Source organism: Pseudoalteromonas sp. S4492, from assembly GCF_005886115.1.
GTDB classification, from domain to species: Bacteria; Pseudomonadota; Gammaproteobacteria; order Enterobacterales; family Alteromonadaceae; genus Pseudoalteromonas; species Pseudoalteromonas gelatinilytica.
In genome coordinates this window covers 1-22,162 of record NZ_PNCP01000075.1, presented here as the reverse complement: position 1 = coordinate 22,162, position 22,162 = coordinate 1, and the positions used below count along the sequence as shown (strand labels likewise).

At 43.0% G+C, this 22,162-nt stretch carries 15 protein-coding genes; 8 read left to right on the top strand and 7 right to left on the bottom strand.

Features of this window, described 5'->3' with window-relative positions:
• Nucleotides 1–156: 156 nt before the first annotated feature.
• Nucleotides 157–4,170 carry a rhombosortase-dependent M36 family metallopeptidase gene (locus tag CWC28_RS20025; RefSeq protein WP_063703889.1) on the bottom strand — a complete coding sequence of 1,338 codons (4,014 nt, stop codon included), beginning with the start codon at nucleotides 4,168–4,170 and terminating at the stop codon, nucleotides 157–159.
• Nucleotides 4,171–4,297: 127 nt separating this feature from the next.
• Here CWC28_RS20025 and CWC28_RS20020 point away from each other — a divergent pair, with 127 nt between their 5' ends.
• On the top strand, nucleotides 4,298–4,792 hold the full coding sequence (locus CWC28_RS20020) for a serine protease external chaperone (protein WP_063703886.1): 495 nt from the start codon (nucleotides 4,298–4,300) through the stop codon (nucleotides 4,790–4,792).
• 220 nt (nucleotides 4,793–5,012) lie between these two features.
• Here the strand turns inward: CWC28_RS20020 and CWC28_RS20015 are convergent, their stop codons facing one another.
• Both CWC28_RS20015 and CWC28_RS20010 read right to left on the bottom strand, forming a co-directional pair.
• The gene (locus CWC28_RS20015; protein ID WP_082874042.1) at nucleotides 5,013–5,714 is read right to left on the bottom strand and encodes a M15 family metallopeptidase; all 702 of its coding nucleotides are present in this window, start codon (nucleotides 5,712–5,714) and stop codon (nucleotides 5,013–5,015) included.
• A 52-nt stretch (nucleotides 5,715–5,766) separates the two neighbouring features.
• Nucleotides 5,767–7,380, bottom strand: a complete 1,614-nt coding sequence (locus CWC28_RS20010) for a sensor domain-containing diguanylate cyclase (RefSeq protein WP_240494366.1) — start codon at nucleotides 7,378–7,380, stop codon at nucleotides 5,767–5,769.
• 373 nt (nucleotides 7,381–7,753) lie between these two features.
• On the opposite strand from CWC28_RS20010, the gene CWC28_RS20005 reads away from it, so the two are divergent.
• Complete coding sequence (locus CWC28_RS20005) at nucleotides 7,754–8,941, top strand: acyltransferase family protein (protein ID WP_063703883.1); 1,188 nt, start codon at nucleotides 7,754–7,756, stop codon at nucleotides 8,939–8,941.
• A gap of 58 nt (nucleotides 8,942–8,999) precedes the next feature.
• On the opposite strand, the gene CWC28_RS20000 is transcribed toward CWC28_RS20005, so the two are convergent.
• A complete protein-coding gene (locus tag CWC28_RS20000) occupies nucleotides 9,000–11,864 on the bottom strand; it encodes an FAD-binding and (Fe-S)-binding domain-containing protein (RefSeq protein WP_138625662.1) in 2,865 nt (954 codons plus the stop codon).
• Nucleotides 11,865–12,214: 350 nt separating this feature from the next.
• Between CWC28_RS20000 and CWC28_RS19995 the strand changes: the two genes are divergently transcribed.
• Genes CWC28_RS19995 through CWC28_RS19975 form a run of 5 tightly spaced genes read left to right on the top strand, consistent with a single transcriptional unit; the run spans nucleotide 12,215 to nucleotide 17,315 of the window.
• Nucleotides 12,215–14,023 (top strand): glycoside hydrolase family 3 protein, encoded by a 1,809-nt coding sequence (locus CWC28_RS19995; RefSeq protein WP_138625661.1) that lies wholly within the window; start codon nucleotides 12,215–12,217, stop codon nucleotides 14,021–14,023.
• Nucleotides 14,024–14,071: 48 nt separating this feature from the next.
• On the top strand, nucleotides 14,072–14,869 hold the full coding sequence (locus CWC28_RS19990) for a putative hydro-lyase (RefSeq protein WP_054563164.1): 798 nt from the start codon (nucleotides 14,072–14,074) through the stop codon (nucleotides 14,867–14,869).
• 6 nt (nucleotides 14,870–14,875) lie between these two features.
• Nucleotides 14,876–15,607 (top strand): 5-oxoprolinase subunit PxpA, encoded by a 732-nt coding sequence (locus CWC28_RS19985; protein WP_105173808.1) that lies wholly within the window; start codon nucleotides 14,876–14,878, stop codon nucleotides 15,605–15,607.
• Nucleotides 15,592–16,455, top strand: a complete 864-nt coding sequence (locus CWC28_RS19980; protein ID WP_105173778.1) for a glutamate cyclase domain-containing protein — start codon at nucleotides 15,592–15,594, stop codon at nucleotides 16,453–16,455. Before CWC28_RS19985 ends, CWC28_RS19980 begins: the two co-directional genes overlap by 16 nt.
• A gap of 2 nt (nucleotides 16,456–16,457) precedes the next feature.
• Complete coding sequence (locus tag CWC28_RS19975; protein WP_063703873.1) at nucleotides 16,458–17,315, top strand: aminotransferase class IV; 858 nt, start codon at nucleotides 16,458–16,460, stop codon at nucleotides 17,313–17,315.
• Nucleotides 17,316–17,370: 55 nt separating this feature from the next.
• On the opposite strand, the gene CWC28_RS19970 is transcribed toward CWC28_RS19975, so the two are convergent.
• The 3 genes from CWC28_RS19970 to CWC28_RS19960 form a co-directional block, all read right to left on the bottom strand.
• Nucleotides 17,371–18,354, bottom strand: a complete 984-nt coding sequence (locus CWC28_RS19970; protein WP_171038327.1) for a WD40 repeat domain-containing protein — start codon at nucleotides 18,352–18,354, stop codon at nucleotides 17,371–17,373.
• A gap of 300 nt (nucleotides 18,355–18,654) precedes the next feature.
• Entirely contained in the window at nucleotides 18,655–18,915 is a 261-nt protein-coding gene (locus CWC28_RS19965) for a hypothetical protein (protein ID WP_054553385.1), read from the bottom strand.
• 530 nt (nucleotides 18,916–19,445) lie between these two features.
• Nucleotides 19,446–19,823, bottom strand: coding sequence for a VOC family protein (locus CWC28_RS19960; protein ID WP_054563159.1), 378 nt, complete (start codon nucleotides 19,821–19,823; stop codon nucleotides 19,446–19,448).
• A 162-nt stretch (nucleotides 19,824–19,985) separates the two neighbouring features.
• Here CWC28_RS19960 and CWC28_RS19955 point away from each other — a divergent pair, with 162 nt between their 5' ends.
• Nucleotides 19,986–22,007: a S9 family peptidase gene (locus CWC28_RS19955; RefSeq protein WP_138625659.1), complete on the top strand. Its 2,022-nt coding sequence runs from the start codon at nucleotides 19,986–19,988 to the stop codon at nucleotides 22,005–22,007.
• Nucleotides 22,008–22,162: the final 155 nt, after the last annotated feature.

Here is a 22,162-nt window from a genome sequence, read left to right as displayed (position 1 = left end):
GCACACATTACTCTCGCTAACTTTACTATCGCTAACTTTACTCTCGCTAACTTTACTCTCGCTAACTTTACTCTCGCTAACTTTCCCTCGCTAACTTAAAAACAAAAAAGCCCTTACAGCGAGCTGTAAGGGCTTTGTTATCACTATTTAAAAGTCTTATTTACGTTTACGGCGGCGGCCGATAAGCGCTAGTGGTGCAAGTAGTAGTGTTAAGAAACCAAAGCTACCGTTGCTAGATTTAGTTACTTTCTTCTCTTCTACTGGCTCAGCTTCGTTAGTTACGGCAACAGTGAACTGCTCTGATACAGAGTCTGTACCATCGCTTACTGTTACTTCAAATACTAACTCGTCATCGCTTGAGATAGCACCTGGCGTGAAGCCTAGAGTTGCAGTGTCAGCACCTGTAAGTGTTGCTGTTGTGCCGCTTAGTTGCGTCCAGGTGTAGCTTAGCGTGTCATCACTGTTACGGTCTGACGCTGTTGCCGTTAAAGTGCCTGAAGCAGATTCAGAAACAGACGCATCACCCGATACAGACACTAATGGAAGTGCGTTATCACATGCTAATGCATCACCTGCAATTACATTTGAGAAGATTGGTGATGTTACATTGCTAACAGTTACGTTATCAATCCACCAGCCGAACTCACGTACTGCACTATCTGATGACATACGGAAACGTAATTTTGCACGGTTACCGTTTAGTTCAGTACCGAAACGAATTGTTTCGTAGTTACCGTAAGCACCGCTGCCATCCACATTGTTACCTGTGAAAGTATCGCGATCTTGTAGTGCTTGCGCGTCGTTTTCGATTAACGGGCCATCGTAACCAACATCAAATGTACCGCCCATTTCAGTAACATCAACCCAGTTACCGCCGTTTACGCTGATCTCTACAACACCACCATCCCATTCGTTTTCGATTAGGTAGAAGTGCCAGAATGAAACTTCAAAGTCACCCGCAAAACCGATATCAAACTCTCTTGACTCAACTGCAACATCAGACTGGAAGTCATTGTTGTTTAGGTACATTGTTTGCTCGCCAAGACCAAAGCCAAAGCTGTTAAAGAAGTTGATATTACCGCCCGTTGCCATGCTTTGTGTGCCAACTGCTAAGTCGTCACCTGTCATTACGTTTTCTTTCCAATCACGTAATGATGCACCTGCTACTTCCATATCGTCAGCAGTTTGTGAGCTCACTGGTGCTTTATCTTCAAAGTCCATGTTCACAAGGTAAGATACTGTATCGCTTGTAGCTTCAACAATTTCATCATCTGCAGACAGCTCTGGGAATGACACTTCAATTTCAAGTGTATCAGCAGTGCCTGCATCATTTAGTGTAAACGTGATAGGCGCGCTTGTTTGCGAAGCATACGGATTTGTATCGTCGAATGTGATTAAACCATCATTTTCGAATGTTACATCGTGACCGCTAACAACTGTTAACTGTGCTTGTGTACCCGTTAGTACTTCACTACCGGTGTTCATGATGCTAACAGTTAATGTACCTGTTTCGCCTTTATCTAGCACGTTATCGTTTGAACAATAACCTAATTCAGCACCGTTGTAGTTTGCATTCATTGCCACATCTTTGAATGTGAAGCTAGCAAGTTTCATTTTGTCTGATTCAACAACGCCTGTTAAATCTTCACTGAAACGCTCTGGCGCTTTAGCACCTAAGCCCATACCACGCTTAGCGAATGCACCTAAGATTAGTTTGTAATCTTCAGGGTCAACTGCGTACGCTGCAGCTAAGATAGCATCACGTGCTTCAGTATATAGCGGAGCAACAGGAGTTAGCTTGTAACCAGCAACTAAGTAGTTAGCCATGCGGTTTTGCGCATCTTCAAAGCCGTGCTCGTTAATAAGTGCTACATAGCTTTCCCAAAGCATAGTTGCCCAAATTTCACCTGCTGCGTGTGGTGAAGCAACACTTGTTGGTGCAATACCTACATCAGCACCTGCATCTTCGGTAATATGACGGAAAGACAGCGGGTTTACTTCCATATTTGTTGAATATGGAACACGACGAATACCATAGTAGAAATCTTCTACGAAAGTACCGCTACCGTATGCTTTTTGGAACTTGTCGTTACCTGCGATGTTGATGTCATCAGCTTTAGCAATAAACATAAGAGAGTGGAAATCACCCCAACCTTCGCCCATCGCACGGCCTTGGAAGTTGATAAGACCTGATGAGTTACCCACTAAACGGTTACTGATATAGTGACCCCATTCGTGAGCAATAATACCGTTATCTAGCGTACCGTCTTTTAACGTTGCTTTATTGAACATGTTCACAGTTACAGTGTCGCCTGCAGCGATACCATCGTAAAGCGCATGACCGTCAGCATAGTTCAGACCCATGTTAGGAATGATCACTGCATCGTCTTCACCGCCCATTGGCGCTGGTTCATCTGTATCTGGGTTGTTGTTTACAACGATAGCACCAATTGCACCTGCTTCTTGAGCGTGTAGAACTTTTGCTGTGAAGTTACAAGAACCACGATCGACTAGCGCAATTTTGCCAGCCAGTTCTGCTGCATTTGTTGCAGGTTCACAACCGTCTGTTACGCTACCAGAATCAACGTTATTACCATCAACTAAACGAACAACTTCGCCTGCGATATCAGCAAATTGCATTTGACCAAAGCCAGATACTTTTGATGATTCAAGAAGACCAATCGTTGCGTCAGATGTAACAACCACACCGTAATCAACGCCAACTTTTGCGTCTTTTGAGTTGTATAGATACATTTGCATGCGAGGGCTTGCACCGTCAGCAGGCGTAGACATGTTTGCGTTGTTTAAACCACTATTATCTTGCGCTTGTGCTTCGATTGGGTCGCCTTCTACACCACCACGACCGTAGTTAGATACCTGCGCAACATTTGATGTTTCATCAAAACCATGGTCATAGAAGAAATCGTGTAAGAAGTTGTTCATATAGAACAAGTTTACGATTGCAGCTTTACGGTTATCGTAGCTGTTTGCTACTTGATCAACTTGGTAAGGATAATCGAATGTGAAATCTGATGTAGTTTCAGCAGTGAAGTCACCTTCTGTGTAACCTTGAGGTGCAATTACATCAGCATAAGCAAATACGTTGTTACCTGATGTTGTTGTTGCATCGTCTGCAAGCCACGGATCCATCGTGCTTAATTTTTTGTAGTAAGACAGGCTTACAAGTGGCGCATCTAGGATTTCAGTTTCATCAACTTGATCTGGGCCATCAGCTGGGATCACATCGCCGTGTGGACCTTCCCACGGGTAACCATCTTCGTCAGCCCATACACGGTAGTTAAAGTCTGCCGCGTGTGCTTTTAAGTCTTTCTTGAAATAAACTTTGCTATTTTGCGCGCCGATAACGTAGCTGAAGTAATCGCTTTCTAAGCTGTTTTTATCAGCAACTTCTACTTCAACATAGTATGCAGATTGCAGCTCGCCCGCTACTTCAAAGAACACTTTCTTAGCACGAGGCTGACCTAATACAACTTTGTCACCGTTTTGGTTAGACACAGTGTATTTAACATAGTCACCTTGTTCTGTTGACTTAGTTAGTGACACGTCGATATCAGCAAGTTCTTTAATTGCACGTTTAATGCTTTGCTCTGCACCTACAAATTCAGCAAGCGGTGCGAACGACTGCGTTGCATTTGAACTTGTGTTAGCAAAATAGCCAGAACCTGCGACTAGGTTATATTCTTTGTCCATGATCAGGTTGTATTCACGGTTGAATACTTCAATGTCATGTACTTTTTGCTTATATTTAGCAGTGATTGAACCAAGCTTTTGCTCAGATAAATCCGTTAATACTGCGTTTGAGACGCCTTTTTTAGCGGTGCTAACACCCGTTAAGGCATTTAAATAAAAATCTGCAGCATAGGCATTGCGTTGCTCAGGAAGCACCATCGCCATATCAGGTTTAGCTTGACCAACTGCATTCCATAAGAACGTAGCTTTACCTAACTGCTCATCGAAAATTGATTTGTGACCCGATACAGTTCTGCGCTCAGCTAATGCACGTTGCTGAGATACTTGAGGGTTGAATTGCACTTGAGAGCTAACGCTTGAGGCATTATAGAAGCGAGTTTGTTCACTAGCTTGCACTTGAGATGATGCCAAGATAGCCGTTACCATAGTAGCAACAGCTGTTACTTTGAATTGAGACATTCCTTACGTTCCCTATTGTTATATTTTTATTTTCGGTTAACAATCATAACCAAGTCCAATGTACCCAATACAGCAATTAAAAAATAGAATTAATTGTAAACAAAAGTAACAGACAAACAGGATTAAAATGAAGCAAATAATTAAAATACAAACACTTACACTAGTATTAGTACTAGTATCAGGCTGTCAAAAAAATGAAATAAGCGAGCAAGATACAGTACAACAGCCAACAACCAGTTCACAAAAAGAACAAATTTCAGTTAAAGATGTTAAAAAAGCAGTCGAAATCAACAAACAAAAATCGACGAATGCTTTTAGTAATAATGGTGAAAAAATTACCTTTGATGCACCTACTTTAACCAAAGGCACAGAAGTCTTTAATCACGCAATGCAAGAGCGCGGCATCGCCACTGGGGCAATTTACTTAACGCTAAAAGAAAACAGCTTACCAGTAGAGCTTAGCAGCCAATATACGCTGAAAAAAATGACCAACAAAAGCTATCGCTACCTTGCTGAAAAAGACACTGATTTATTAAAAGTACAAAACGCTTTTAAACAAAATGCCAACGTCGATGTTGTTGAAATTAAAGTTGATTATTCACCGATAAAAGAGGTGATGTAGATTGGGTAGAGCGCAGCGAAACCCAACGTGAAGGAGCTGTCAGCCGTCAGACGCGCGAAACAAGTTTCACGCCTACTAGTAGCAGCGGGTTTATCCCGCGTCTTCAGGTTCTGGGGGCTAGGCCCTAGGTTCTAGGACGCGATGTAAAATCGCTGCTACCTCGAAACTCGCATCTCGTTACTCGCACCTTTCCCCTTGAAACTCATAACTCGCTAACTTACTACTCCACCACAAAATCAAAATAGGTGGTGGGGTATGCTTGCGGTTGGTAGGTAAAATGCCACCATTCCATTGAATAAGGGGCGAAACCGGCCTCTGTCATCAGGGTCTTCAGTTTATATCGATTGGCTTTTTGCTCAGCACTTATGCGCGGGTCGTCGGTGTTCGAAAGAGTGTCGAACATATCAAACGGTGAGCCCATGTCGAGCTCTTTGCCTTTTGCATCAACTAAGGTTAAATCAATCGTTGAGCCACGGCTGTGACCCGACTTGGCGGCGATGTAATCACCAAGCAGCTTGTCTTTGCCTAAGTTTGGATAAAACTCAGCTTTTGTGCGGGTATCTTCTAAATCGTTAACCCAACGCACAAAGTGATCAACGGCGCGCTGCGGGCGATAACAATCAAATATTTTTAAGCTCAGGCCTTGGGTTTGCGCTGCTATTTGCACATTTTGAAGCGCAGTGGCAGCACTGTTGTGCAATAAACATTTAGGTGCGTTGTAACCATCAACAGGTTTGCCAACAAAGTTATGATGACCAAAATAACGGATATCTAACACGGCATTCGATAGTAAAGCACCTACATCAACAAATTCGCTACGTTTATCATCGCTTGGGGTGGCACAAGCAGCGCTTGCACTCATAAGCGCAATACCGAGTAAAGAAGTGGATTTAGTTAAACGAGCCAACAATGTGAATGCCATTTTGATTTTCCATAAATAACTTAATAGCATCCACTATTGCACATTAAATAACTTATTCCAAGATTGAAGGCTCAGAAACGGGTGTAAGGTCTTGGCTATATGTTGCATCGACAACCGAGCGGTTACGACCTGTTTTTTTAGCTTGATATAAAGCTTGGTCAGCAAGCTTAAATACTTCATCAATGCTTAATTGCTCAATTGGCCAGCCCGAAATACCAATTGATACATTAATGCAGCCAACCGGGTCAATGTAGCTTTCTGACACCCGCATACGCAAACGCTCAGCCAGCTGATACGCACGTTTTGCTTCCACTCTTGGCATAATCACAATGAATTCTTCACCACCTGTACGAGCAACCACATCACTATCACGAGTAACATCTAACAAAATTTTAGCTAACGACTGTAGAACCACATCACCAATGTCATGACCGAACTCGTCGTTAACCCGTTTAAAGTGATCGATGTCGATAGCCAATACAGCAAAAGGGCAACGTTGAGCTATCAAATGGCTAATTTGCATATCGAGGCTACGGCGATTATGCAGGCAAGTGAGGGGATCAGTTTGCGCTTCTTGGCGCAATAGCCCTATTTTACTTTGTAATAACCCTACCCCTTTTAACATGGCTTTTCTGAGTTCATTACTTTCAAAGTACCATGAGCGAATTTGTGTCAGCTCAAGTGACGTTGAAGGGCGATCTAAAGTATTTGCAGTTTCGGCTAACTGCCTTAAAGGCTGAGCAATTAAACGTGCTAACACCCAAATCAATATAAATGTGAGTACACCTATTGGGGCGGTTTTTACAAACACTTGCCACATTAAATTATCAAGCGGTGCAAGCGTGCTTTCTAGAGGGCGCTGAGTGACGACTCCCCATGGAGCAACTGTCATAGGAGCGTAGCCTGCAAGCATCTCAACGCCTTTGCTATTGGTAACAAGCTGGGTGCCGGCGTTTCCTTTTAGTACTTCTTCAATTACTTGGTTATCAAACACTTGCTCACCAATACGGCTTTTATCTGGGTGATAGAGTAAGCGATGGTTTTCATCAACCACATACAGATAAGAGCCATCTTGATAATAATGAACTTGCAGCAATTCATTTAAAATACTGGCACGTTTTAAGTACAAAGTGCCGCCAATATAACCAATGAAGTTACTTTGTTTATCGAATAAAGGCTGCGACATAAAAATCAGTAAATTGCCTGCCATCGAAATGTACGGCTCGCTGATCATTGGAGTACGATACGACAAAGCCGCTTTAGTGCCAAAGCTATCTACTTTACGGTTTTGTAGTTTCAATGACTTTGGTGATACCCCTAAAATATCGCCTTGTGCATTAACAATAATGGTCGAATTAAAACTATTGGTTTGTAGCCTTAGTCGGTCAGCCTCAGAATTAATTAAGCCTTGATTATTAAAATCGTCTTCAAGTATTTTTCCAACATAAGCAAGCTGTTGCTGAGCAGTTAGTAAAAAGTTATCGGTCGCCGACACCAACTTAGCGGCGTATGCTTTATGGTTATTTAGGGTTTTATCTATTAGTTGTTGCTTCTGAACTTGATAGCTCGAGTAATAACTATTTAGAAAGGTAATAAGCGTTGTAGAAAACGCTAACACTAAAATTAAGCGGCGTAGGTTTAAACCATGGCTAAGACTATTAAGCACGATATTTCTCACATACAGGCCCAAAGTCCATATCGGGTACATCTAATACCTTTATACTAGCAAGATGTTCTGTGTACCTCTATAGAACTTTTGTCATAATTTGATTTAGCGCAAACAAATGAGTGCAATTACTCTAATTAATTAAAGTAACTCGGTTTAATAACTTCAGCTACCAAGCGCTCGTTGAATATGAACGGCATCAAAGCCACCTACCAACAACCTTCGCGGTTTAACATATTGAATTTAATGAACTATAAACTTAAGACAGTTAAAAGAACGGCTAATACGTACGATTTATATTGTTCAAAAAGCAGCTTGCTTTGATGTAATAATTTATTACACTATAAAAACAAAATAACAATAAAGTTTTCCTATGCGTCACCACTGTGCTGAAATCATCAATAAACTCCCTTCACATCGCCTCATGGCGTTAGATGTAATGCGGGGCTTGACTATTACCGCCATGATATTAGTGAATAACCCGGGTAGCTGGGGAGCGATGTATTGGCCTTTGAAACATGCACAGTGGCATGGTTGGACACCAACCGACTTAATTTTTCCGTTTTTTATTTTTATTGTCGGCATGTCTATCACGCTTTCAGTAAATAGCTTGCGTGCTAAAGGGGTCAGTGATCAACACATACTAAAAGCAGGGGTTATTCGTACCATTAAACTCATTGCCCTCGGTTGGTTTTTAGCCTTGTTTTATTACAACTTTCGAGACCCTTCTTTTAGCTGGGTTGATGACAAATTATTGCAGCTGCGTGTGTTGGGCGTGCTGCAACGTATCGGTTTGGTCTATTTAGTTGCTCTGTGTTGTTATCTCTATTTATCGCCTAAGAAAATAGCCATTACTTGCATCGCTCTTTTATTTTTTTATGGTGCCGCCATGCTTTATATCCCGTATACCTTGCCAAACGGCAAGGTAGTCAGTGGCTTCTGGCTACATGGCAATAATTTAAGTGCCTTCATAGATAATGCCGTACTTGGTAGTCATCACCTGTATTATGCCAATGCTAAGCCGCTGCCATTTGACCCTGAAGGGCTGTTCTCAACACTGCCTGCCATTGCAAGTGCGCTTAGCGGCATGTTGGCTGCGGTTTATTTAACTAAGCAACCCGACCTTAAAAAGCAAGCCCGTACACTTATCTTAGTGGGCGCATTAGCCGTTATTGCTAGCTATGCGATTGCACCAATAACACCTATCAATAAAGCGTTATGGACGCCGAGCTATGTGTTACTCAGCTCAGGGCTTGCAGCGATCTTCTATGCACTGTGCAGTGCTATTTTAGATATTTATAAGCTGCGTAGTTGGGGCGCTCCATTTATTGTATTTGGTGCAAATGCGATATTATTTTTTATGTTTGCAGGCGTGTTTGCACGGCTATTAATTATGATACCGCTCGGCGATAGCAGTTTAAAAGGCAGTATTTATGGCTTAATACAATTAGTGATCAGCAATGATCACCTCGCTTCTTTTAGCTTTTCACTGCTGTTTTTAGTGGTGTCTTATGGTGTCATGTACAGCTGCTACCGCAAAGGCATTTTTTGGAAAGTGTAGGCTTTAAAATTGATGAGCCAGTCAATCACTGGCTCATCAAATTAGCAATTACGCCCTGTTATATTGCATGGCTTTGTTTATCGAGCAGATACAAAATAGACTGATAACTAATGCCACTGTGTTCAGTTAAACCAATTTCGCAACTACGGCTATTAGACACACCCCGACTACAGTTTTTTGGCACTTGTTGTTTAAGAGTTTTTAACGCGTTGCCATTGAGCTCTGGTAAGTTAAAGCCCTTATCACCGGCAAAACCACAGCACTCAATATCAGCTGGAATATTCACCTCATTACTACATGCCTTGGCAAGTGAGACTAGGCTTTGCTCTTTACCTAATCGCTTAGAACTACAAGTAACATGGAGCATCACCGGCTCATTTACGGGCGTGACTTGCAAATTAGGCAGTAAATGCTGGGCAGCAAAATCAGCACTTTCATAAATTGTGAGTGCCGTATTTTGCGCGGCATTAAGAGTAGTAAGTGCACAAGGGCTGGCATCAAAAACAATGGGGTATTGGCCATTATTTGAAAGTGCCTCGAGCTCAGTAAGTAACTGCTCACTTTTGTTTTTAGACTCTTTATTAAAGCCTTTGCTAGCAAATGGCATACCGCAACAAAGTGAATCTGCTTGTTTCGGAAGTAGCACTTCATAGCCTGCTTTGGCAGCGAGTGAATAAATAACATCTAGTAGTGGGCGTTTATCATCGGCAAGTTTATCAGCCGCAAAAATCCGGCTTGCGCAGCTTGGCATATACACCAACTTTTTCGCTTGTTGGGGTTGTTGAAGCTTTCTATTAATTGGTTGCTCAGCTCTTGGCCATGCCGAGTAATACAGCGGTGTACCAAGTAACTTATTAGCAGGTTTACTCAGGCTTCTTAGGTTACTGCTGCCGATTGCTTTTTCGAGCACCTGCATCACGGTTAAACCAAATCGTGCACCCGTTGCAACAACCGCAAAATGCTTGCTGGCAAAGCGTGATAATGACCGTGCAACTTTGCTTGATAAGGCTTGCTCTGCTCTGAGCGATTTTATAAATTCGCCCGTGTTTATTCCCACCGGGCATTTAAGACCGCAAAGACCCGTTGCCGCGCACGTATCAATACCTAGGTATTTAAAGTCGGCCTCGATAACACTGAGCTTTTGATTTAACTTCTGTTTGCTTGCTACATCTTCGGTTGTTAGTAATTGATTGTGTAGCTCTGTGCGGTGTCGCCATAAAGTAATACGCTGCCTCGGTGTTAAGCTAAGTCCTTTTGATGGGCAAACAACTTCGCAAAAGCCACATTCAATACAGGTATCGATAATATCATCACTTTTTGGCATGACTTTTAAATGCTGAGTGTGGGCATTTTTGTCGTGATTAATAATAACCCCAGGGTTAAGAATATTTTGTTTATCAAATAGTGCTTTAAGCGCAACCATCACCGCGAAGCCGTCGTCTCCCCATTCGGTGGCAACAAACGGCGCCATGTTACGCCCTGTACCATGCTCAGCTTTTAATGACCCTTTTAGTTCAACCGCCACTAAGTTCGCCACATCAGCCATAAATTGCTCGTATCGGCTTACTTGTTCAGGTGTATCAAAAGCTTGGGTGAATACAAAATGCAGATTTCCGGCAAGCGCATGCCCAAAAATAATGGCTTCATCATAACCATATTTAATAAATAATTGATGCAGCGCATTAACGCCCTCAGCTAATTTATCAAGAGCAAAGGCAACATCTTCAATAATTACAGTGGTGCCAGTTTCGCGCACTGCGCCAACCGCAGGAAACGTGCCTTTACGGATATTCCAAAGTGCCGCATTACGGGCGCTGTCTGCTGAAAACTCAATCGCTGCCAGTTGACTTTGCTTAAACTCAGCAAGAAGTTGCTCGGTGACCTTTGTGAGCGCATCAAGAGCCTGTGCATTTTCAGCTCTTAACTCAATTAGCAGTGCCGCTGATTGCTCAGGGTAGCTGGCCACTTCTTTTGGCATTATGGCATGCTCAGACACCGACATCAGAGCACGTTTATCTAGCAGCTCAACGGCCGCAACATCAAGTTCACTCAGCCTTTGTACCAGCTCACACACCTTGCTGATATCGTCAAAAATAAAGAAACCTGTGTGTTTGTACTGATGCTCAACCACGGTGTGGTAGGTGATATCAGCGATAAAAGCTAACGTACCTTCAGAGCCGATAATTAAGTGCTTAATGATTTCGATTGGATCAGAAAAATCCAGCAGCGCATTTAAACCATAACCCGTGGTATTTTTTAAACGGTATTTATGGGCGATGCGCTCACTCAAATCGGGGTTTTGCTTTACGCTCTCAACAAGGCTCATTAGCTCATCAACCCAAGGGCTATGGCTTTGCAAAAAGTCATTACAGCTTTGGCTATCAGCCGTATTAAGCACTGTGCCATCGGCAAAAATGAGGGTCATATCTTTTACTGTGTGGTAGCTGTTTTGCGCCACCCCGCAACACATGCCTGATGAATTATTTGCCGCCATCCCCGCTATTTTACAGCTATTAATTGAAGCGGGATCAGGGCCAATTTTTTTACCAAACGGAGCTAATACTTGATTTACTCGAGCACCGATGATTGCCGGTTGTAACCGTATTGCCTCGGCGTCATCAAGGATTTCAAACTTGCTCCAACTATCGCAAAGTAAAACCAATACAGAGTCGGTAATTGCTTGCCCAGATAAACTCGTTCCGGCGGCGCGAAATGTGATGGGTACCTGTTGCTCGTTGGCAGCAATGATCACTTGTCGTGCTTGATTTTGATTGCTCACAAATACAATTAACTCAGGGATTAATCGATAAAAGCTGGCGTCTGTCCCGTACGCATAACGGCGCGAGTAATCTTCTATTAATGCAGACTCTGGTAAAAAAGGTTTAATTTGCTGTTTAAATGCGTGCAATCGAGTTAAAGCCATCTCGCCCCCAGGCTTGTCATATTTACGCTGATGATTATGGAATATATTATTACTTTAAATTGTACTAAAAAGCGACCCATTAAATTGATAAATTATCAACTCGCCACGCTTTTTATCAGTATAAAGGTTTGGTTATTTAAGCCTATTAGCCCTATTTGGTGATCTAACTTAGCTTTTTGCAGTCGGACTCAAAAACCGTTAGGGTAGCAAAAAAATACTGTATTTATATTTAAAAACCCATTAAAATCAAGAATAATTTATTCTAAAAACTAAATAAGCGTTTTGCTTTGGAGCTTGCTGTGTTAAATAAGTTTGCACTATCGTCACTGGTTATCGGATTAGGATGTTTCATGCCATTACAATCATCATTTGCTGAGTCTGCATTAACTTTAAAACAACAGTTAGGGCAAAAGCTCATGCTTGACCTACGTTATTACTGTGAGCAAGACCCGGGTGAGCAAAAATGCCGTACACCGGTGACAGAGCTGCCGGCTGATTTAGCAAATATCATCACTAAACATAACATTGGTGGGGTGATTTTATTTGCAGAAAATATCGATACCGTGCCGCAAGTGATCAAACTTAATAATGACTTACAAAAAGCCGCTGCTAAGTCAGAGTTAGGCTTACCGCTGTTTATTTCGATAGACCAAGAAGGTGGCCGAGTTGCCCGTATTCCTCGTGATGTAGGTACGTCGTTTACCGGTAACATGTCGATTGGTGCGACCTATAAAGAACATGGTACCCACTTCGCGACTGAGTCTGCCCGCATTATTGCCGACGAGCTATTGGCACTGGGGGTTAATGTTAACTATGCACCCACGGTTGATGTAAACATGAACCCAGATAACCCAGTTATTAACGTGCGCTCTTACGGTGAAGATCCGCAATTGGTTGCAAAACTAGGTGGTGCCCAAGTGGCAGGGTTTGAAAACAACGGCGTTATTTCATCGTTAAAGCACTTTCCGGGGCATGGCGATACTAATGTAGATAGCCACACAGGCCTGCCAAAAGTAATGCATGATAAAGAAACTATTTGGCAGCAAGATCTCCCCCCTTTTAAAGAAATTATTAAAAACCAACAACCGGGTATGATCATGACTGCGCATATCCAATACCCAGCCCTCGACGACAGCACGTTTGTCAGTAAAGAAGGCAAAACCATGATCAAACCTGCAACGATGTCGCGCAAAATCATCACCGACTTATTACGGGACGAACTTGGTTATCAAGGTGTGGTGATCACAGATGCTCTCGATATGGCGGGGATCAGCCACTTTTTTGAACCAATTGAAGCGGTAATAAATACCTTTGCAGCGGGTGTTGATATTGCCCTGATGCCAATCGAAATCAGAAGCCCTAAAGACTTAGCTGTGCTTGAAGCCCTGATTGAGCGATTAGAGCAAGAAGTACATCGCGGCACGTTAAATGCCAACGAAATGAGTGCTTCTGCAACACGTATTTTAAAACTTAAAGAAAAGTTTAAACTTACCTCTTTACTTGATGACGAAGCAGCCATCAAAAAAGCGCAACTTTTACTGGGTGATCAAAGCCATCGAAAAGTAGAAGCCGAATTAGCATTAGCTGCTATCACCGAGGTGAAAAACGAGAAAAACACCCTACCGCTTAACATTAAATCGGGCAGCAAAGTGCATATTATTATGCCAGACACCCGCAAATGCTATGCTCTGCAGCAGGCGTTAATTGATAACACCGATAAGCTAATCAGCTTTAGCTGTACGAGTTTGCAAGGTTATGAGCCGCTTGCAACATTAAAAGAAATTAACGAAGCCGACATAATCATTGCCGCTAATGCGTCTCCAAAACAAAGTGCTGTTGAAGTTGGCGGGATGGATGATTTAGCTGATAACCCTGAGTTTGCAATTGCTAAAGCCGACCAATCTGCGGCATTAGAATCATTGCTAAAACAAGCAAAATTAGCCCATAAAAAGACCGTTTTTGTAAGCTTACGTGCCCCTTACGATATTGCCCAATTCGGAAAATTTGGCGATGCTGTACTTGCCACCTATGCTTACAATATAGATGTAGATACAGATGAAAAGATTGCTGGCCCTGCATTTACAGCGCTAGCAAACGTTTTACTAGGGAAAGCCCCTGCTAAAGGGCAGCTGCCCGTTACTATTAATGACCTGAACTGAGTGTTATTGTAGCAACAATGGGCAAGTGTTAATTTCAAGGAGAGTCACATGCAAAAAAATGCATCTTTAACCACCCCAGCGGCTATTCGTAAAATGGTACGCGAGGGTGACTACACTGGCAATACATCGGGCTTTGCACCGGGCTTTGTGCAAGCTAATTTAGTGATTTTACCTAAACAATACGCGTTTGATTTTTTGCAATTTAGCCAAGCAAACCCGAAAGCTTGCCCAATCATTGCAACTAGCCGCATACCGGGCGTTACCGATATGCCAACGGTTGGTGAAGACATTGATATTCGTAGCGACTTACCTCGTTACCGCATCTTTAAACATGGCCAAATGGTTGAAGAAGTGACCGATATTTCGAGTCACTGGCGCGACGATTTAGTCACCTTTTTAATTGGTTGCTCGTTCTCATTTGAAGAAGCGCTGATTGCCGCGGGTCTTGAGATCAGAAATATCAGCGAGCAAAAAAATGTGCCTATGTATGTGACCAATATGGCTTGTCAGAGTGCGGGGATTTTCCACGCCAATATGGTTGTGAGTATGCGCCCAATGAAACCTGCCGATGCCATTCGTGCCATCCAAATTTGCAGCCGTTTTCCAAGTGTACATGGTGCACCAGTGCATTTTGGCGACCCTGCAGCAATTGGCATTAAAGATATCAACAAACCTGAGTTTGGTGATGCGGTAACCATTAAAGAAGGCGAAGTGCCCGTATTTTGGGCCTGTGGTGTTACTCCACAAGTTGCGATTGCTAACGCGGCTCCTGATTTTTGTATCACGCATAGCCCAGGGCACATGCTGATCACCGATATTCCAAATAGTAAAATGGCAGCGTTATAAATGACGATGAAACTAAACTGCGACCTTGGCGAAAGCTTTGGTATGTGGAAAATGGGCTTAGACGAGCAAGTTATGCCACATATTGATATGGCAAATATTGCTTGTGGCTTTCATGCTGGCGATGCCGATGTGATGGCAAACACCCTAGCCCTCGCCAAGCAGCATAAAGTAATGGTTGGCGCGCACCCTAGTTACCCAGATAAGCAAGGCTTTGGTCGCCGCTCAATGGCTATGAGCGAAAAAGAGCTGACCAATTGCCTGCATTATCAAATTGCTGCAATTGATGGTATGGCTGCAGTACATGGTTTAACGCTCGAATACGTTAAGCCACATGGTGCATTGTATAACGACATGATGAGTGACGAGCAAACGCTGAATATCGTTATGCGTGCAGTGGCAAGTTATGCAAAGCCATTAAAATTAATGATTTTAGCGACCAACCAAGCTGCCAAACACAAAGTACAAGCAAACGATCTTCAACTAGAACTCATTTTAGAAGCATTTGCCGACCGTCAATACACAGACGAAGGTAAGCTTGTTGCACGTTCTTTAGCGGGCAGCGTACACGACAAAGCGGCACTAATGGCGCAAGTTAAACAGTTAGTTGCACATGGCACAGTCACTACACGAAGTGGTGAGCAGCTGGCACTTAATGCCGATAGCCTGTGTGTACATGGCGATAATGAAGCGGGTATTGCGCTCATTCAAGAGATCAAAGCACTATGTCAGCAAGCCTAAGCGACGCTGCGCTCAGCCAACAAATTGAAACCATGATGGTTGAACAAAACCCGCGTGGAATGCAGCATTTATACGCAAAACAACTTACGGGTACATATTTACGCGCAGCAAAACACCTTCATCAAGCACAAGGTACTGTGTTGATAGGTACGGGCTTTGCGGTTAACAATACTTTCGAAACCGACGGCCCTGTTGGTGCAATTGCACTTTACAAGGTACTCGAAAAGCTTGATAAACAGCCCATTTTGGTTACTGGCAACCCCCTTTACAGTGCCTTGAAAAATGATTTTAACTGTTTTGAGCTGCCAATTAATAGCATTGATAATGCGCACACTTTTAGCATTAAAGCCCTTGAGCAGCTAAAACCTGATTGTGTTTTATCAATAGAACGCCCGGGGCTTAACGAGCATCAGCGTTATTATAATATGCGCGGTATTGATATTTCGGAGCATTGCGGCTGCTTTGATTTTTTTGTAACAGAAGCACCTTGCCCCACCATAGCGATTGGTGATGGCGGTAACGAAATAGGCATGGGTAACCTTGCACAGCATATGCAAGCGCTAAACATCACTCCTTGTTTAACTCCTTGCGATGAGCTGTTACTCGCCGATGTATCTAACTGGGCAGCATACGGACTTATTGCCTTTTTAAGTCGCTGGCATAACACCGATTTGCTGGCTGATATTGAGCCACTCAATATTTTGCATTACCTAAGTGAGCGCGGTAGTGTCGATGGCGTCACCCATAAAAATGAGCTCACCGAAGACGGCCTGCATGCAATGCATGGTCAACAATTAATAACTCGGCTTCGCCAACTTGGCGGCTTTACGACAGAGAATGAGGTTTAACAATGGGCACGGTATACCTAAACGGTGAATACCTTGGCGCTGATGAAGCAAAGATTTCACCAATGGATCGCGGCTTCTTATTTGGCGATGGCATCTACGAAGTGATCCCATCATACCAAGGCAAAATGCTTGGCTTTGGCGCACATATTGAACGTATGAATAACGGTTTAAACGAGCTTGAAATTAAGCTCGATTACAGTGCCGATACGTGGCGTAAAATCTGTAATGATTTATGCGAGAAAAACCAAGGTGATAACCTAGGGATATATTTACACGTGAGCCGCGGTGCTGATACTAAACGTGCCCACGGTTACCCAACTAATATTACCCCGACCGTATTTGCGTTTGCGTTTGAAATTCCAGCAGAGCCAAAAAGCGACATAGATAGCGCAACAACTTACACCGTATCGCTTGAACAAGACCGTCGCTGGCAACGTTGCCATATTAAATCAACGGCACTGCTTGGCAACGTTATCCATTACCAGCACGGTGCAGCAGCGGGTAACAAAGAAACCATTTTATTTAACCGCTTAGGAGAAATTACCGAAGCCAGTTCAAGTAATGTGTTTATTGTAAAAGAGGGTGTGATCAGCACGCCTCCACTTGATAACCAAATTTTACCGGGGATCACCCGCTGGTTAATCCTCAATATTCTTCACAGTTACAGTGACTTTAACGTGCAAGAACGCATTATTAGTAAAGAAGAATTACTTGATGCCGACGAAGTATGGATCACCAGCGCCACTAAAGAAGTTGGGCCAGTTGTAAAAGTAAATGGCAAGTTAGTTGGCGATGGCAAACCTGGTGCAGTTTGGCAACAAGTGCAAAGCTTGTTTACCAAGCATAAGTTTGATTACTAATTTAATTGCAGTTTAAAACAAACGCCTACTTAAAGTAGGCGTTTGTTTTTCGCTGTTATTTAGTGCTTATTTTATCAAATGGCCAAGCCTGTAATAGGCCATCACTGGTTTCTGAATATAGCTGCTTACCATCGTACGCCACACTCAGAACCGACGTTCGCTGGCGCTGTTGTTTAGCTTCGTATTCTGCGATTAATTCACCATCTGCAACACGGTATAAACGCATCTTCATTTTTGGTGAGCCCGTTAATAGCCATTTATCTTGATTAACAAATTGCGATGCGGTGAACTCAATAAAGTTAGAGTATGAGGCCAGCTCAGCAAGTTCTTTTTTATTGGCTAAATCAAAGAATACACGATCATCAACCGAGTCAATTGCGAAGCCCAAGCTTGCTGTTTTATTTAAAGTAACGTGATTCACTCTGGTCGCTAAACGCTCTTCAAAACGAGTGCTGCCATCGCTCGTTGACCAAAGCTTTACGTACTTGTCGCTCGAACCAGTAAACGCCCACTGACCATCAGCCGATAACGCCACGCTATTAATATCTAAACGATGAATATCAAAACGCTTAGTATCGCCTGTGCGGGTATTTATTACCTCAGCCTTGCCGCTACGATAAGCAATAACCAACGTATCGCCTACGGCTGAAATAGCGATGTCTCTAGCGATTTCTTGCCCGGTAAGCCAAGTACCAATACTACGCCCAGTGCGAGTATCGTATAACGTCACCGATAATCGATTTGAAATGAAAAAACGAGATTTGTTAGCGCTAAAGCCTGCAAGCTCAACATGTTCAGCGCCCTGCCCTGTTATACAATCGTATAGACGCGCTTTTAACTGATTATCCCAAACGCACACCTCAGATTGGGTTGCCACTAACGCGTGACTCGCATCTTCGGTTAGCGCCGTAGCACTTAGTAGCTCATTGCCATGGGCAAATTCACTACTAGCAGGCGCAGTAAACACCTCACCTCCACCACAGCCCACAAGGCTTAGTGCAAATACACAGCACAGAGGTTTAAACAGTTTCGACGTCATGATCATTCTCAATTTTTATAATTATTTTTGTATTGGAGCAGTGTAATGAAAATAAGCGGAAGTTGGTAGAGAATCTAGTTGTCAGCTTTCAGCCGTCGGCCATCAGGTTGAGATGCGAGGTGCGAGATGCGAGGTGCGAGATGCGAGGTGCGAGGAGAGAAGTAGGAGGTGCTTTAGCGCCGAATTTGCAAAAGGTGCGTACGAGTTAAAAAACTAGACGTGAAATTTATTTCGCGTGAAGCGCTGGCAGTTGCGCTATGCAGCGGCGCGCCATGCGAGCATGGCGCCTACTCAAAACGATTATTGGTCTGTTCTGCTCACGATTTCGTAGCCTTCAGCTTCATAATCATTGATGCATTTTTGAAATTTATTTTGAAGTTTTATTTCATCAAAAAAGCCTAGTGAGTATGCATCACACTTTACTTTCATATGTTCACTGTTTTCCAAAACCGCATTTAGTTTGAGCTCAGCAAAACCAAATTTATAGGCTAATTCTGTGAACTGTGAATACAGAACCAAAAGCAGTACAGCAAGAAGGGTAAGCGTTAGCGTATTTTTCATTTTTATTTCCTTTAAAAGTGTTGGTAAAAAGACTGGAGCAATTATCGAACCAACAATATAACCTCATATAAATCAATACAATAAAGTATTCACGCAAAAGCATAGTTGATATTTCCACCAATAAATAGTGAAAAAGACAACTATTTCCTAAAATAAATACAACTTTGGAGTGATGAGTGTTTTTTAGGTGCGAGGGCCGAGATGCGAAGTACGAGAAACGAGATGCGAAATGCGAGGGACGAGATGCGAAGTATGAGATTCGAGGTGCGAAATGCGAGGTAGGGGGTGCTTTAGCACCGAAAAACAGCTGCCTCATCACAGCTTAAGATTACCCCACAATTTTTGTAGGCGTGAAATTTATTTCGCGCGAAGAGCCGGTAGTTATGCGATGTTACTGGCATGCCATGTAAGCGTAGCGCAAAGTAAAGTTAAGAGTTACGCGGCATAAAGCTACATAAGCTAGACCCTGTTTCCTAGAGCCTAGCGCCTGTTAACTTTACTCTTTCTAACTTTCCCCTTGCTAACTTTCTTTACCCATGCGTAAAACAAAACACATTAAGTTTGTTACCGTCTAAGTCTCTAAAGTATCCCGCATAAAAGCCGGGCATTTCACGTGGACCGGGGGCGCCTTCGTCTGTGCCACCTAATTCTATGGCTTTTTTATAAAAGGCGTCTACTTGAGCTGGGGTTTCGACTGCCAGAGCAATCATGGTGCCGTTACCTACAGTGGCTTTTTCATCGTTATAAGGTTTGGTAACCGCAAAACCGGGCTTATCTTGGCCTGTGCTCCATGCGACAAAGCGGTCAGTTTCTAAAAAGCGCTCGGCGTTTAGAGTAGCGAACAATTCATCGTAATACTTTACTGCTTTAGCTAGGTTGTTAGTGCCTAACATGATGTAACCTATCATTGTGTGCTCCTTACGTTTAAAAGTGTCTGTACTCAACATAAAAGGGAAATGACCATCTGTCTATTGATTTCTCCATTCATCGCAATGGACTATATTTCTGATGGTTGTTACTTTATAACAGGTCAACACGCCCTAATTTCTGCTCACTAACAAGGAAATATAATGAAGTTTAAAACGTCTTTAGCACTGCTTGCAGCAGCCAGCTTTTACAGCCATGCAGGAGCTAGCAATACCTTTCAACTTGAAAATGTTTTTGATCTTGAATACGCCAACCAAATAGAAATGACAAAAAATGGCGATACAATTTACTTTGTGCGTAATCGCATGGATATCAAAAGCGACCGTAAAGTCAGTAATATTTGGTCAGTAAACCCAGATGGTAAAACCATGCTACCGCTAACGTCTGGCGTGCATATGGATTACTCTCCGGTGTTGTCACCAGATGAAACTCGATTAGCGTATATTTCTACCCGAGATGGTAGCAGCCAAATCTATGTAAAATGGTTAAAAACCGGTAACGTAGCAAAAATTAGTAACCTAACGCAAAGCCCTGGCGGATTGACTTGGACGCCAGATGGCAAACAATTGGTGTTTAGCCAGTTTGTGCCAGCAAAATCAGCAAGCCCAGTGTCTTTACCGGGTAAGCCTGAAGGCGCTAAGTGGGCAGAGCCAGCTAAATATATTGACGATACCTATTACCGTGCCGATGGCGGTGGCTACTCTGAAAAAGGCTATCATCACTTTTTTATCATCAGTGCAACGGGCGGCAATGCACGTCAATTAAGCTCTGGTGATTTTGATCATGGTGGTGCTATTAGCTTTAACGAACAAGGCGATGCGTTTTATTTCTCGGCTAATCGTCATGAAGACAATGAATTACACCCGACTGAATCTGAAATCTATAAACTTAGCTTAGCGGATCGTTCAATTACCCAAATAACAGACCGTAAAGGCCCAGATTCACGCCCTAAAGTCTCGCCAAATGGTCGTTATCTGGCATACACAGGCTACGACGACAAAAAGACTAACTATGAAAATAACGACATTTATTTACTTGATTTGAAATCAGGTAAAACCTCAGTGCTTACTGCCGATTTAGATCGTAGTGTCGAAGATATAAAATGGGATGATAGCGGTAGCGGCCTTTATTTTAGTTACGATAGTGAAGGTAAAACACACCTAGCTTACCAGCCGCGTAGTGGTAAACATAAGGTTATTACCTCAGAGATTGGGAGTGTTGCCTTTGGTCGCCCATATTCAGGTGGTGACTTTGATATTAGCGAAGATGGTGAAGTTGCATTCACACTTGCAGATACACAGCGTCCAGCTGATGTAGCATTAATTAAACGTGGTAAAACGGCGCGTTTAACACAATTAAACGAAGATGCGCTGGGCGACAAAGAACTGGCTAAGGTTGAAGAAATTTGGGTTAAATCAAGCCACGATGGCTTGGCTATTCAAGGTTGGATTGCTTACCCGCCGGGCTTTGATAAAAACAAAAAGTACCCACTTGTTTTAGAAATCCACGGCGGTCCTGTTGCAAACTACGGCCCTCACTTTAGCCCTGAAGTGCAATTATACGCAGCCAAAGGGAATGTTGTGCTGTATATGAACCCGCGCGGCAGTGACTCGTACGGCAAAGAATTTGCGCAAACAATTCATCATAACTACCCAAGTAATGACTTTGATGACTTAATGACAGGTGTTGATGCTGTCATCAATAAGGGCTTTATTGATGAGAGTAAGTTGTTTGTTACCGGCGGTTCAGGTGGCGGTGTTTTAACTGCATGGATTGTGGGTCATACAGACCGCTTTGCAGCAGCTGTTGTTGCTAAACCAGTTATCAATTGGATCAGCTTTGTACTAACTGCTGACTTCTATCCTTTCTTTGCTGACTATTGGTTCCCAGGTAAACCATGGGACAATATTGAGCATTATATGAAGCGCTCCCCAATTAGCTATGTGGGCAATGTAAAAACACCCACTATGCTGTTAACCGGCGAATCAGACTATCGCACCCCTATTTCTGAAACCGAGCAATTTTACCAAGCGTTAAAGCTACAAGGTGTTGATACAGCGATGGTACGTATTCCTAATGCCTCACATGGTATTACCGCTCGCCCATCAAACCTGATGACCAAAGTCGCCTATATTCAATGGTGGTTTGATAAGCATAGTAAGTAGTTGCGAGTTGCAAGTTAGCAAGTTAGCAAGTTAGCAAGTTAGCAAGTTAGCAAGTTAGCAAGTTAGCAAAGCATTGTAGGCGCGATTTTATATCGCGCCATATCCGAACCATAACGCGGGGTAAACCCGCTGCTACTTTCTAACTTTCCCCTTTC